Below are 14856 nucleotides of genomic sequence, written 5' to 3'. Positions count from 1 at the left end.
CCTTTAGCTAATTTTGCCGATAAATTAATTCGAAAAACTGCATGAATATTCTAGTATTAGGCTCAGGAGGAAGAGAACACGCTTTAACTTGGAAATTGGTACAAAGCCCCAGATGTACACAGGTTTTTGTTGCACCGGGAAACGCGGGCACAGCTACCATAGCCACCAACCTTCCTTTAGATGCCAATAACTTTGAAGGCATCAAAAAAGCCGTACTAGAAAACGACATAAAATTAGTGGTGGTAGGTCCTGAAGATCCTTTGGTCAATGGGATTGTGGATTTTTTCAAAGCCGACAAACAACTGAAACGAATTCCCATCATAGGACCGGACGCCAAGGGTGCCCAACTCGAAGGCAGTAAAGATTTCTCCAAGGAGTTTATGCTTAAATATGGCATTCCCACGGCCGCTGCTGAAACCTTCACACCGGAAACGCTGGAAAAAGGCTTGAGTTACCTTGCAAATCAAAAGGGCCCTTATGTACTAAAAGCAGATGGATTAGCTGCCGGTAAAGGTGTTATCATCACAGAAGACCTACAAGAGGCGCAAAATACCCTTCGTGATATGCTAGAAGGTGGTAAATTCGGGAAGGCAGGATCCAAAGTATTAGTAGAACAGCATTTGAAAGGAATAGAACTTTCTGTTTTTGTACTTTCAGATGGCAAAAACTATCTTATACTACCGGAAGCTAAAGATTATAAGAGAATTGGCGAAGGAGACACCGGTTTAAATACAGGGGGCATGGGAGCCGTTTCACCAGTTCCATTTGCAGATGCAGATTTCATCAATAAGGTGGAAGAGCAGGTAGTAAAACCTACGCTCAAAGGGCTACAAGAAGAGGGAATTCATTACGTAGGATTTTTATTCATTGGCCTAATGAATGACAATGGTCAACCACAGGTAATAGAATATAACGTGAGAATGGGTGATCCGGAAACAGAGGTAGTGATGCCAAGAATCAAGACGGATTTGGTACGCATGTTTATGTCTGCTCACAAAGGAACCTTGGATAAGATCAAATTACAGGTTAATCCTAAATATGCGGTAACCACTATGGTAGTGGCCGGCGGATACCCGGAAGATTATAAGAAAGGAGACCTGATGGAAATACCTGAAGCTGACAAGGATGCCATCATTTTCCATGCAGGCACTAAGCCTACAGAACAGGGGGTTGTAACGAATGGAGGTAGGGTTATTGCCCTTACAGCTATGGGTAGAACATTAGCCTCGGCCGTTCAAAAATCTCAAAGAATGGCAAAAAAAATCAAGTTTAAAAACAGATACTTCCGAAAAGATATTGGTCAAGATTTAATGAAATATGTAAATAAATCATAAATTTGTTAGATTATTGAATCTTGAATCTTACCTGTTTATAGGGTCAAAACCTTATAATACAGTAAAAATATAGTACGTATGGCATGTGGACAGTGTTCTTCTGGAAGCTGTGGTAGTGTGAAGAGCGTCGGATGCGGCGGTGGCTGTTCATCCGGTGGTTGTAATAAAATGAACTCCTTTGATTGGCTTTCTGACATGAGTCTGGGAAAGCCTCAATTCAAGGTAGTTGAAGTGAAATTCAAAGGAGGCAGAAAGGAGTATTTTCTTAATAAACACGACATTGAGCTACACACAGGTGATTTTGTAGTTTGTGAGATGGCTACTGGCTATCATATCGGACACGTTTCTCTCCAAGGGGAATTAGTTCGCCTTCAACTACTTAAGAAGGGAATTAGCGATACTTCCGAACTTCGTATTATCCACCGTTTGGCTACAGAGAAAGATCTAGAGAGGCATACGCAGGCCATCAATAGAGATCTTCCTACCATGTACAGAACCAGGGAGATCTGTAAAGAACTAAATCTGAATCTGAAGCTTTCTGAGGTTGAATTCCAAAGTGATAATTCTAAAGCTACCTTCTACTACTCGGCAGATGACAGAGTAGATTTTAGAGAGCTGATCAAAATGCTTGCCGCCGAATTTAAGGTGAGAATTGAAATGCGTCAGATTAGCTTGCGACAAGAGGCGGGTAGACTTGGTGGTATAGGTTCATGTGGAAGAGAACTTTGTTGCTCCACCTGGCTATCAGAATTTAAAGCTATTCCTACAGCTGCAGCTCGTTACCAAAACCTGTCGCTTAATCCGGCTAAACTTTCCGGCCAATGCGGTCGCTTAAAATGCTGCTTGAACTACGAACTAGAGACCTATATTGATGCTATCAAAGGTATCCCTACCGTGGACAAACCTTTAAAAACCGAAAAAGGTAACGCTACCCTTCAAAAGACAGATATCTTTAGAAGGATCATGTGGTTTAGTTACCCGGATGATAGCAACTGGTTCCCTATCCCATGCTCTCAAGTAGCAGAAATCCAAAAGATGAATGCTGAGGGTAAAAAACCTTTGGCCTTGGAAAATCTGATGGAGCTTTCAGAAATGACTGAAGTTAAAAGTTCTGCTTTAAATACGGACTTAGAACGTTTGGACAAGAAGTATAAGAAGAACAAGAAGAAAAGCAAGAATCCGGCCGCTCAAAAACCTGTAGCAGTTGCACCACAGAAGGCTGCACCGGCTCAGAAGAAACCTCAAGCTTCGGTAGCTAAGCCAGCAGTTGAAAACACAGATGCTGCTGCCAAGAACAAGAAACGTAAGAAATTCAAAAAACCGGGTAATGAAGGTCCTAAAGCTCAGTAAACTCCTCCTCTTGGGGTGTCTTTTATGGTCTTGTACCAAAAGTGACAATTTTAAGGAAATGCGGGATTTTCCTAAAGGTGAATGGAGAATCGTGGATAAACAAACCTTTGAATTTGAAATCAAAGATACATTAGCCAAATACCAGTTCAACTACTTGGTTAGAAACAGTATCTCCTACCCTTTTTATAACCTTTACTTGCAACAAAAACTCGTAGACAGTTCAGGTAATGTCCTACAAAACTCCATGGATGAAGTGATCCTGTTTGATCAAAAGACGGGAGAACCGTATGGAGATGGCATGGGAGACATATTTGACTGTAGAATTCAGGCACCTCAATTGCAGAATGTAAGCTTTGCGAAGCCTGGTAAATATAAATGGATCCTATCCCATAACATGCGTCCTGATCCATTGTCGGGAATACTATCCATTGGAGTAGAAGTAATAAAAAAGAATCCTTAAGCCGGTCTATAACTTCTATAGGTATAAAAGCGAAATATTCCTCAGAGTTAAGATTCTCCGTTTTTGTTTAAATATTTCGTGGCAAAATCCTCATAAGCAAAAGTGAACGATCACGCATTGATGGCAATAAGTTACTTTATGAGCTTGACAGTAAGCATTTGCCCTTAAGCCCAACTCAAGATCTGATGCTAAAACTTAAGAATTACTCTACAAATGAAGAAAGCAGCTTTACGGCTGCTCTCTACTGAAAATTCGTTTAGGCTCCTCAAAATTGCACTATCGCCAGACTATCCTATAAAGGATTTCATTTATGTTCCAACATTTACTTAGTACCTAAAATAGGTGACTCAGAAAAACATTGTACCAAAATACTTACTTCTTGATCAATTCTCTTTAAGTTTTTCAAAAACCTCTTTAAACACTTCTACAGGTTGAGCTCCCGAAACCGCATACTTATTATTGAACACGAAGAAAGGAACTCCCCTTACCCCTATTTGTGAAGCTTCTAATAAATCTTTATCCACCGCCTGATCATAAAGGGGATTAGTTTGAGCTTCACTCGCATCTCCCAAACCTAATTCGTCCGATATTCTATTAAGGATATGGAGATCCCCCACATTTTCTCCTAATGTAAAATGTGAGTAAAACAGCATTTCCTCCGCAGCGTCTCCTTTCCCTTGCGCTTTTGCCCATTGAATAAATCTATGCGCGGGCCTGGTATTTACTATCTGAGCATTTTCAAAATTCAGTTCAATTCCGAAATTCTTTCCTGCCTCTTTTAAAGGTCCAAAACTAGCAGAAATTTGCTCCACTGGCATTCCTTTCGCATTACTTAGATATTCCAATGTGGAAACAGGGGGGCCAGCCAACTGAGGATTCAATTGAAAGCTCTTCCATTCTATTTCTACGTCCTCTTGGTTTTGTTCCAAAGCAGCTTCTAAGTGCTTCTTTCCCAGATAACAAAAGGGGCACATCACGTCTGACCAGATTTCTATTTTCATAAATTATACTTTACACTTATATAAGCAAAAACAAAAAGGATGCTTTTTTAAATCCAATTCAAAAAACTAATTTAGAATACAGGAGCACGAGATATGCATTTTTATATTTTAAACTATTCAATTGTAGGTAAATAAACTGCTGGGCATAAGCTTACGGAACTTGATGTATAATCAACTATGGTAGGCCTACAATCTTCATTAACTATTATTTTCCCATACGCTTCAATAGAACATCCTTCACTTGAGAATGATTTAACGGTTCTTGTAGTAGTACCCCATGTTACAGACCACGGAATCATAACATAGGGATGAGATATATAAAGTGCACTCATAGTAGGAATATCTATAGATGAAGTACTCAGGGTCATACAAGCCGGAGCATAAACAGTAAAGAATGAACCATTACCAGAAGCAGTATATCCGTTATTCATACAAGGACCACTGGGCTGACAAGTAACATCCCAATCACCTTGATAACCATTATCCAACTGAGTAGGACTAGGCCCATAAAACCAAACTGTTGCCCCAGCAAATGAGCCAAACCACCTACCATCACCATTCCACTGAAGAACATAACCTTCTGGAATAACTCTAGCGCTTTTGTTAGCAGGTCATTGAGATGTGCTCAAATCCTTTTCTTTAAGTTCTAATCTTTCGTCTTGGCAAGAAGCAAAAATACCTAATAATGCAATTAAAATATTTTTTTTCATGGCGTTCTAAAAATTTAAAGTTTAGCGAAATAATACGAGCAGTTATTTAATGCAAACACAGTTAGGAAATTTTTATTAAACGGTCACATCTAAAATAATTAATGAAATTTAAATCCTAGTCTGTCATAAACCACAGAAAGTGCCCCATAGCTGGAAAATATATCAATAATTTTATACAGAAATTTACATTCAATATATATTTCTACTATCTCTTTCCTACTTAATTGCACCAAAATTCCTACCAAATTCATAGACAAAACAGCAAATTGGAATAAATTAAAATGGTGAATTCTTAAACTTAACCATTCCAGAAACACGAAATATAATTCCATAAAAATTAATTTTTGCCAAACTAATTATTGACTTATACAATGTCTTAATGTGTTTTTAATTTTTTTTAAATAATACGCTTGCTAATTTTTATTTTTTATTTGAACTTACACCCTGAAACTAACTAAATAATAAATTTTAACTATGAAGAAAAGAATACTTCTGCTAGTCGGAATGGTATTATTCGGGCTGGGCACAGTCATCGCCCAAACCCGGACGATTTCCGGAAAAGTTAGGTCTTCTGAGGATAATAGTCCAATTCCCGGCGCCTCAGTCATTGTAAAAGGAACTACGAACGGTGCCTATACCAATGAGAATGGAGACTATCAACTTACCGTTCCTTCAAATGCTACTTTATTATTCTCCTTTATTGGATTTAAAGAAAAAGAAGTAGTGGTGGGAAATCAGTCTATCGTTAACGTTATCCTAGATTTATCCAACACAGACCTTACAGAAGTGGTGGTAACAGGAGCATACGGTAGCCAGCAATCTGCACGTTCTACTTCCTTCAGTGCGCAGGTAATCCAAAGCGACCAGTTGAACACTATCCGTCAAACGGATTTCAACAGTGCACTTGCAGGTAAAGTAGCCGGTATTCAGGTACGTAGCCAGTCGGCAGCCGCATTAGGTAGACAAACTGAAGTTCGTTTAAGAGGTATCTCCGGTCTTTCTTCCGGTGGCCCTGGCGCACTTTATGTAGTAGATGGCACCATTCTCCCAAACATTGACGACATCAACAACGACGACATTGAGAGTGTTTCTATTTTACAAGGTCCAGCTGCTGCAGCCCAATTCGGTTCTCAAGCTGCTGCCGGTGCTATCGTAATCACCATGAAGAAAGCGAAGAGACAACAAGGATTTGGTGTAACCTTAAACCTTGGTGCTCAATTCGAAAACGTTTATGTAATGCCTAACTACCAAAACTCTTATGCTGGTGGTTCAGGTCCGATGACTCGTTACAACTGGAAAGAAGGTGATCCTATAGAATGGAAAGCACTAGATGGTAAGTACTACCATGACTATTCTGATGATGCTTCTTGGGGTCCAAGAATGGTAGGTCAAGAGTATATTCCATGGTATGCATGGTATGGTGGTCATAGCAGATCTTATCAAACTGCTACTTTAGATCCTCAGCCTAATAACGCTAAAGAATTCTTTGAAACGGGTCTAGTGTTAAACAACAGTATCACTATCAACCATGCTTCAGAAAAAATGATCTTCAAATTAACGTACGGAAATAACTATACTAATGGTTTAATCCCTACTTCTAGCTTGAAGAAAAATACATTGAACATCAATACTACTTATGACATTTCTCGTAAGTTAGAATTGCAAGCAAACGTTAACTACGCTAACGTAGTATTGAAAGGACAGATCAATGACGGTTATTCTAACCAGTCTACAGGTTCATTTAACCAGTGGTTCCACAGAGATTTGGACATGGGAATCATGAAGGAACTAAAAGGACTTAGAACTCCAGAAGGTATTTATGCCAGCTGGAACAAAGCGAACCCTACTTCATATGATGCGTCTAACACAAGACCATTCTATGCAGCTAACTACTGGTATAACTTCTTTACTTACTATGATCTAATTGATCTTACTAATGTACGTGATCGTCTGTTCGGAGATATCTCTTTAACTTACAAGGTTACTAAAGATCTTAAGTTGAGAGGTACTTATCGTAAACAACAAAACACTACTTGGTACGAAGATAAATACAGAACTGAACTTTACGAAAGCCAGACCCAAACTACTGGTAACGACTCCAGAAACTTTGGTTACTATTCAACTGGAACTACTTACAGCAACAGACGTAACTTAGAATTAGTAGCTTCATATACGAAGAAGATTGCTGATTTTGATATAGATGCTATGGTGGGTGCTGACTTCTTCAAATGGGTATCTAAATCAAACAGCGGTAATACTAACCAAGGTTTGAACGTTCCTAACTTGTTTACCCTGTCTAACTCTGTAAACCAAGCTACTCAAAGTAACGGTAGAACTACAGAAGCTTATAACGCTATCTTTGCGAAACTTTCCCTTGGATATAAGAACTTCTTATACTTGAACGGAACTTTACGTAACGACTGGTACTCGACACTACCTGCAGATAATAATGACGTATTGTCTAAATCTTTTGGTGCTTCATTCGTATTTAGCGAATTCACTAAAGATGCTCTTCCATGGTTAAGCTTAGGTAAATTAAGAGGATCATGGGGTGAAATCCCTCAGGCTCTTGGTTCAGGAACTACCTTTGGTGCTTACAGATATCCAGGTATGGCTTACTCTGTTGGACAATACAAATGGGGAAGCAACTTCTTGATGAACACTCCTGACCAGATCGTAGATCCAAACATCAGAGGTTCAGTAACTCAGCAAAAAGAAGTAGGTCTTGACCTTGAATTCTTGAAAGGCAAATACGGTATCAACTTCACTTACTGGGATGGTACTGAGAAAGGATTCCCTTACTCTTTAACGGTGAACGGTGCTAGTGGTTTTAGCTCATTGCTAACTAACATTGGTGAGATCACTAAGAAAGGTATCGAAATCACTTTGAAAGCTGACATCCTTAACACTCGTAACTTCAAGTGGAATGCAGCATTTAACTACGCTGACCTGATTGAAAACGATGTTAAAGAGTTGAGTAAAGAATATGAAATCACTCAAACCGGAGCATTAGCAGGAGCATGGGGAACAAACATTCCTTACATGGTTCATACAGAAGGTAAGAGATGGGGACAATTATTCGGTAACGGTATCAAACGTATTAACGGACAACCGGTATTGAATAGTGACGGTACCTATGTACGTGAAGGCGGCATCTACCATGGATCAGTTCTTCCTCGTTACACAGGTGGTCTTCAAAACACCTTCACCGTATTCAAAGATTTCTTAGTTAACGTTAACTTTGACTATCAGTACGGTGGTAAGTTCTTCTCTCTATCTCAAATGTGGGGATCTTACTCTGGTCTAACAGCTAACACTGCTACAGTTAACGATAAAGGAAACCCTATTCGTGATGCAGTTGAAGATGGTGGTGGTATCCACGTGAAAGGTGTTAACGCTGAAGGTCAACCGGTAGATTACTACGTAGATGCTCAACATTACTTCCAAAGCTTATACGGAAACTATACAGTTGATGAGTTTATCTATGATCTAACTTTCGTTAAACTTAGAGAGCTTTCTGTTGGATATAAGATTCCAGTTGCGAAACTAGGATGGAACAAGTATATCAACAACGCTACTATCTCTGTAGTATCTAAAAACCCATTGTTGATCTACGCTAAAACTAAAGATTTCGATCCATCTGAGATTAGTGCTACTTACGGTGAAACTGGTCAGTTGCCAGGTACAAGAAGCTTAGGGGTAAATCTTAGAATCGGTTTCTAATCAAAGACAATTTTTAATTACTATGAAAAAAGTTCGTATTTATATATTAGCATCTCTGATGACCGCAGGACTTAGCTCTTGCGACTTGTTCTCAGATTTCGGAGATATCAATGATAACCCGGCAGCTACTACTACTCCCATCCCTGCGGCGTTGATGACAAACGTACAAGCAGGCTTAGGAGGATATGCTTACATGATTACTCCTGGATATTTCTGCCAATATTTTGCAGAATCCCAGTACTCGTCTGCATCCTTATATGCTACGCCTCAGTCTGACTTCACAGGTACTTATTCTGGAAGTTTATATGACTTGCAGAACATCATCAATATGGATGATAGCAAGAGCATGTCTGCAGTAGCCACCATTTTGCAGCAATACATCTTCTGGACTATCACTGACCGTTGGGGTGATGTTCCTTATAGCGAAGCTTTACAAGGTGCTTCTTACGCAAGACCTAAGTATGATACTCAAGAAGAGATCTACAAAGGAATGATTGCTAAGTTAAAGGAAGCAAACGCCATGTTTGACGGAAGTTTGATTCGCGGAGACTTAATTTATAATGGTGACGCCGCTAAATGGAAAAAAGCTGCGAATACCATGAGAATGTTAATGGCTCTTCAGCTTTCTAATCGTTATCCTAACTCAGGTGATTATGCTGCAACAGAATTCAATGCGGCTCTAAATGACCCTGCAGGTATCATTACTACTAATGCTGATAACTTCCAATTAACTTATCCTGGAGGCAACTTCCCTAGCCCATATTGGACCATCTACAACGGACGTAGAGACGTAGGTGAAAGCGATACCATGACTGAGTTAATGAAAAGCTTAGGTGATGGCAGACAAGAAGCTTACGGCGGTGTTACAGACGAATATGGTATCCCTAACACAAGCGTTTCTTCTAACGTAGGTTTACCTTACGGTGTAGCTAGAGCAACTGCTGAAGCGTTCACATCTTCTAACCCAGGATGGGCTCGTGTACTTAGAGGAGATCTTCGTCAATCTAACAGCACAGTATTCATCATCACAGCTTCTCAGGCTTTCTTAGCTAGAGCTGAAGCAGCTAACTTAGGATGGACAAATGACAACTTGAATACTGTTTACCGTACAGGTATCCAATTGAACTTCGAGCAGTGGGGCTTAAATACTCCTGCAAACGCCTACTTCAACCAAGCCACTGTGGTTCTAGCTGAAGCAGGTGCAGCAGCGAACAAGAAGAACATAGCTATCCAACGTTACATTGCATCTTATCCTGATGGTCTTCAAGGATGGAATATCTGGAGAAAAACAGGTTTCCCTCAATTGACACCAGCAAAAGATGCTACTAACGCTTCTAAGCAGATCCCTCATAGATACCTTTATGGTGCAGGAGAATATACTTCTAACAAAGAGAGTGTTGAAGCTGCCGTAGCTCGTGTAGGTGGATCTTACGATCAAGACGCTAAAGTTTGGTGGGAATAATTAAAAGTTTAAATTGAGAACAATGAAAAAATATTTGTCATTACTAATATTACCCTTTCTGTTCACCTCTTGTATCGAGGATGATCTAGTAGAATTGACAGACCAGGGAAGCCCATTCTTAGTAGCCGGTGGTGGAACTGAGAAAGAACTATTCTTCAACGCATTTACTAATGTGAAGAAGATCCCAATGTTTGACATTCATAGAAATGTACCTTCAAATGCAGCTTTGAATACCCCTACTACAGTTAAATTAACTGCAGCAAGAGATATCTTAGAAGCATTTAATGAAGAACACGATGAAACGTATGAGTGGTTACCGTCTGAGATCTTTACTTTCGTAAATGAGCCAGGTATCACTTTCCAAGGTGACGATGTGATTCTTAACTATAGCGCCGGTGATTTCGCAAAAGAAATCGCGATTAACCTTGACGGTTCTAAATGGGATCTAGCACATAAATATGCTTTAGCCTATAGAATCACTGATCCGGGTAATAATAAGATCGCTACAGGTAATGATTACTTCATTACTTTGATCTCTGCGAAAAACCAGTGGGATGGTGTTTATCACTATACTACTTCTGCTAATAACACCCTATTACCTAACCAAGACACTGAAGTGGAGCTACATACGGTTAGCCCTACTAAAGTGAAATTGTATCCAGGTCTATTGGGATATTATAGCAACGAAGTATGGTATACCATAAACCCTGAAACTATGGGTGTAACGGTAGAAATGGTGACCTTGCTTCCTATTGCAACAGATGCAAGTAGCCACTACGATCCAGAAACGAAGACCTTTAATTTGAAATGGACTTCAAACAATGGAGCTCGTATATTCGAGGAAACAATGACCTTTATTAAGGATCGTTAATACAAAGAGGGGGCTTATTTAAGCCCCCTCTTCATTTATACACATAAGAATAATTAATTATAAACTAAAGTACTTAGATAATCTGCATTAAACGCCTCCATAGCTAAATCTTGTAGCCCTTCTGCACTGATCCTGTCAATATCCGAAAAAATCTCTTGTAAAGGCTCCACATAGCCTAAATCAAGTATACTCTTAGCCATCATCAGCATATAACCTTGCTTACTCTCTTCCGCCATGGCTAACTGACCTTTCAACTGATCTTTAAGGGTTTTCAACTGTAAAGAACCAAGCTTTTTGTTCTTCAATGCATTCAATTCTTTCCAGACGAGCTTAAAGGCCTTATTTAAATTATCATGATCCGTACCAAAAAGTATACTGAACAAACCTGTGTCAGAATAGGAAACTAAACTGGCTTCGATCTGATATACTAAACCATATTTTTCACGAAGAGAAAGATTGAACCTGCTGTTCATTCCAGGACCTCCAAGCAGGTTTACCAATGCAAAGAAAGGCAACCTTTTACTATCTGATAAGGAGAATGAGGGACTCCCAATGGCCACCTGAGCTTGATTATTATCCTTCTTCACCCGGATGTTTTGTGGTACATACTCATTTGGCGCTGACCTTTTCCTTCCGGTCTTTACCACTGGCACATCTTTCAAGAAACGTTCCACTACCTTGACAGCCTTTTCAAAACTTATATTCCCTACTATAGATAAGACTGTACGCTCCGTATCCAGATTTTCAGCAATAAATCTTTGAAAATCTTCTCGCTTAAAACCTTTAACACTTTCTGTAGTCCCCAAGATATTCACACCCATGGCATGTTTAGGGAAAATAATACTGTCAAACTCGTCTTGGATAGCATCTTCAGGAGAATCCAAATACATAGACATCTCCTCTAAAATCACACCTCTCTCGAGCTCTAATTGCTTTTCAGGAAAAGTACTTTGGAAAGCTATATCTGACAATAAATCAATAGCTCTAACAAAATACTCGTCTAAGACAGAAGCATAAAAGCAGATCTTCTCCTTCGTAGTATAGGCATTAAGTTCCCCTCCTACTGACTCAAGGCTATTGATAATATGATAAGATTTGCGTTTTTTTGTGCCTTTAAAAGCCATGTGCTCCCAAAAGTGTGCGAGCCCTGCTTGATGCGGTAACTCATCGCGGCTGCCGATATCAAACATGATACCGCAATGGACAATTTTGGTGTTTTGCACCCGCTTATGAGCTATACGAATTCCGTTAGGAAGCGTGTAAATCTGATACTCAGACATTCTATTTAAAATAACTTGCAAATGTACACCTTTAAATCCCAAAATCCCAGATGATATTAGTTGCAGAAAGTGGATCCACGAAAACAGACTGGAGAATATTGGGTAAAGAAGAACATTCCTTTGAAACCATAGGATTAAATCCCTACTTTATTACGAGTGAGGACATCAAAAAAGAACTCCTTCCCCACACCTCTCTTTTAACATCAGAACCTATACGGGAAGTTCATTTTTATGGCACGGGAATTACTGATGCCCAAAAGGGTAGCATCATTCAATCCGGTGTACAAAGTATACTAGGGGAGAATTGTCATGTATATACTTACTCGGATGTCATTGCCGCAGCCAGATCTCTGTTTGGAAATTCAAATGGCATAGCTTGCATTTTAGGCACAGGCTCTAATAGCTGCTATTGGGACGGTACAGGCATTTCATTCCAGATTCCTCCTCTAGGTTTTTGGCTAGGAGATGAAGGCTCTGGAGGTCATCTGGGCAAATCTTTGGTCCTGGCCTATCTTCACAAAGAAATGCCACTTCCTATCCGAAGCCGTTTTGAAGAAATTTATGGGGCTAAAGACCGTTTAGAGATCCTTGATCATGCCTATAAACAGGAAAAACCCAATAGATACTTCGCTCAGTATAGCATTTTTTTACATCAGAATCAAGGAGATAATTGGTGCAAAGAGCTGATTCTTTCCTCTTTCCATGCCTTTATAGAAAAGTACTTGATCAAGTATCCCCAAGCAAACTCCTCAGCTATAGGGTGTGTAGGTTCCATAGCGTATCACTATTCTGACCTCTTAGGAGAATCTTTTGCACACTATGGATTAAAGTTGAGCAAGGTAGTACAGAAACCTATTGATGCGCTTTGCCACTTCCACAGGGAATAATTTTACATCTTTTTTGGAAAAATATGTAAGTTAAAGGCCCTCTAAAATTTGTACCTTTGTAGTATAAACCTATATAAAGTTCATGGGAAAAATAAAGTTCGCTTTAACAGAGAAGTGTCCTAGATGTGGAGAAGGAGAATTATTTACAGATAAGAGTTATTTTCCTATTGGGAAGAAAACCTATCAAATGAAAAAATACTGCACGCACTGCGGATTGAAGTATGAGAAGGAATTAGGTTATTTCTATGGCTCCATGTACGTATCCTACGCATTAAACATAGCCCTTTTTGTTACCACCTTATTGATATATATCTTGTTCTTCAAAGAATCTTATGGATGGGTGCACTTTGGTGTGACTTATCTGCTCTTGACCTTCTTTATGAATGGGGTTATCTTTAGATTTGCCCGGTCATTGTGGGTGAATGCTTTAATCAAATACGATCCGAAAGTAAAGGATTTTAAAAATCTGGAGCTCTTAAAAACAGAAGTCAATATTGGAAAATAACAAAAAGGTATCTGAAAACAGATACCTTTTTTACAAGGGTTAAACCTTGATTTCAACGTCAACACCTGCAGGCAATTCCAATTTCATCAAAGCATCTACTGTCTTAGGACTAGCAGAGAAGATGTCTATGAGTCTTTTGTAAGTACTCAACTGAAACTGCTCTCTGGATTTCTTAGAAACGTGAGGAGAACGAAGTACAGTAAACTTCTCAATACGAGTAGGAAGTGGAATAGGACCACTTACTGTAGCTCCTGTAGACTTTACAGCCTTCACGATTTTCTCTGCTGAATTATCCACAAGACTATGGTCAAAGGATTTCAGCTTGATTCTGATTTTTTGTGACATTTGGTTCAATTAGTTTAAGTGATAAATACCTGATCGAAAGAACCATTTACTCCGAACAGGGCCACAAAATTAGAGATTATTTTGCGTAATGTAAAAACTTTCAGGATTTTTGAAGAAAACTTTGTGCATGCTAGGGTTCTCTAACGCCAAGATTAACATTGGATTAAACATTTTAGAAAAGCGCCCGGACGGGTATCACAACATAGAATCCCTATTCTACCCCGTTTCCTGGTCGGATATTTTAGAAGTAGTACCAGCCTCCACCTTTAGTTTCCACTGTACAGGTCTACCCATACCTGGATCCCAGGAAAACAATCTTATTTACAAAGCTTGGAATCTTATCAAGCCCACTGATAAAGCCGTAGAAATACATCTCCATAAGATTCTACCTATGGGGGCAGGTATAGGAGGAGGTTCGTCTAACGGGGCCTTTGCACTGAATCTAATCAATGAGGTGTTAGAATTGGGATACCAAAAGGAATCCTTGTTGGAATTGGCCTCCAGATTAGGTAGCGACTGCCCTTTCTTTATTGAAAACCGACCCATGATATGTTTAGAGAAAGGTAATATCTTCCGGGAAACAACTGTTTCTTTAAGTGGAAAGTACATCGTCATGGTAAATCCTGAAATTCATGTTTCTACTGCAGAAGCGTATTCAGGCGTAATACCAACCCCATCCCCCACTCCACTGAAAGATGTTCTGGAAAATACCCCAATTGAACACTGGCGTGATGCGGTAAAAAATGATTTTGAGGCGGGAATTGTCAAAAAATATCCCCTAATAGGTGAAATCAAAGACGAGTTATACGCTAAAGGAGCCCTATATGCCAGCATGACCGGAAGTGGCTCCACAGTGTACGGTATTTTTTCGGAAACCCTTACCCTCTCCTTTCCAGATTTCATCGTTTGGCAAGGAAAATTAGACTAA

General features: G+C 39.5%; 12 protein-coding genes. 9 read left to right on the top strand and 3 right to left on the bottom strand.

Features of this window, described 5'->3' with window-relative positions; translation table 11 throughout:
* The first annotated feature begins 41 nt into the window (after nucleotides 1-41).
* From purD to LBYS_RS16800, 3 genes are all read left to right on the top strand, one after another.
* A complete protein-coding gene (gene purD, locus LBYS_RS16810; protein WP_013410039.1) occupies nucleotides 42-1334 on the top strand; it encodes a phosphoribosylamine--glycine ligase in 1293 nt (430 codons plus the stop codon).
* Between the two features lie 78 nt (nucleotides 1335-1412).
* Entirely contained in the window at nucleotides 1413-2684 is a 1272-nt protein-coding gene (locus tag LBYS_RS16805) for a PSP1 domain-containing protein (RefSeq protein ID WP_013410038.1), read from the top strand.
* A complete protein-coding gene (locus tag LBYS_RS16800; protein ID WP_013410037.1) occupies nucleotides 2662-3144 on the top strand; it encodes a gliding motility lipoprotein GldH in 483 nt (160 codons plus the stop codon). Before LBYS_RS16805 ends, LBYS_RS16800 begins: the two co-directional genes overlap by 23 nt.
* A gap of 383 nt (nucleotides 3145-3527) precedes the next feature.
* Here LBYS_RS16800 and LBYS_RS16795 read toward each other — a convergent pair whose 3' ends face one another.
* Nucleotides 3528-4145, bottom strand: coding sequence for a DsbA family oxidoreductase (locus tag LBYS_RS16795; RefSeq protein ID WP_013410036.1), 618 nt, complete (start codon nucleotides 4143-4145; stop codon nucleotides 3528-3530).
* Nucleotides 4146-5329: 1184 nt separating this feature from the next.
* Here LBYS_RS16795 and LBYS_RS16785 point away from each other — a divergent pair.
* Genes LBYS_RS16785 through LBYS_RS16775 form a run of 3 tightly spaced genes read left to right on the top strand, consistent with a single transcriptional unit; the run spans nucleotide 5330 to nucleotide 10911 of the window.
* Nucleotides 5330-8578, top strand: coding sequence for a SusC/RagA family TonB-linked outer membrane protein (locus LBYS_RS16785; protein ID WP_013410033.1), 3249 nt, complete (start codon nucleotides 5330-5332; stop codon nucleotides 8576-8578).
* A 22-nt stretch (nucleotides 8579-8600) separates the two neighbouring features.
* Complete coding sequence (locus LBYS_RS16780; RefSeq protein ID WP_013410032.1) at nucleotides 8601-10040, top strand: SusD/RagB family nutrient-binding outer membrane lipoprotein; 1440 nt, start codon at nucleotides 8601-8603, stop codon at nucleotides 10038-10040.
* Between the two features lie 22 nt (nucleotides 10041-10062).
* Nucleotides 10063-10911, top strand: coding sequence for a DUF1735 domain-containing protein (locus LBYS_RS16775; RefSeq protein WP_013410031.1), 849 nt, complete (start codon nucleotides 10063-10065; stop codon nucleotides 10909-10911).
* A gap of 53 nt (nucleotides 10912-10964) precedes the next feature.
* Here LBYS_RS16775 and LBYS_RS16770 read toward each other — a convergent pair whose 3' ends face one another.
* A complete protein-coding gene (locus tag LBYS_RS16770) occupies nucleotides 10965-12191 on the bottom strand; it encodes a M16 family metallopeptidase (RefSeq protein ID WP_041823869.1) in 1227 nt (408 codons plus the stop codon).
* Between the two features lie 50 nt (nucleotides 12192-12241).
* Between LBYS_RS16770 and LBYS_RS16765 the strand changes: the two genes are divergently transcribed.
* Nucleotides 12242-13078 carry a hypothetical protein gene (locus tag LBYS_RS16765; RefSeq protein ID WP_013410029.1) on the top strand — a complete coding sequence of 279 codons (837 nt, stop codon included), beginning with the start codon at nucleotides 12242-12244 and terminating at the stop codon, nucleotides 13076-13078.
* Nucleotides 13079-13160: 82 nt separating this feature from the next.
* Nucleotides 13161-13583, top strand: coding sequence for a DUF983 domain-containing protein (locus tag LBYS_RS16760; RefSeq protein WP_013410028.1), 423 nt, complete (start codon nucleotides 13161-13163; stop codon nucleotides 13581-13583).
* A 39-nt stretch (nucleotides 13584-13622) separates the two neighbouring features.
* On the opposite strand, the gene rpsJ is transcribed toward LBYS_RS16760, so the two are convergent.
* On the bottom strand, nucleotides 13623-13928 hold the full coding sequence (gene rpsJ, locus LBYS_RS16755; RefSeq protein ID WP_013410027.1) for a 30S ribosomal protein S10: 306 nt from the start codon (nucleotides 13926-13928) through the stop codon (nucleotides 13623-13625).
* Nucleotides 13929-14037: 109 nt separating this feature from the next.
* On the opposite strand from rpsJ, the gene ispE reads away from it, so the two are divergent.
* Nucleotides 14038-14856, top strand: a complete 819-nt coding sequence (gene ispE, locus LBYS_RS16750; RefSeq protein WP_310586247.1) for a 4-(cytidine 5'-diphospho)-2-C-methyl-D-erythritol kinase — start codon at nucleotides 14038-14040, stop codon at nucleotides 14854-14856.

The sequence above is a fragment of the Leadbetterella byssophila DSM 17132 genome (genome assembly GCF_000166395.1).
Classification (GTDB): Bacteria; Bacteroidota; Bacteroidia; order Cytophagales; family Spirosomataceae; genus Leadbetterella; species Leadbetterella byssophila.
This window is presented reverse-complemented; position numbering and strand designations above follow the sequence as displayed.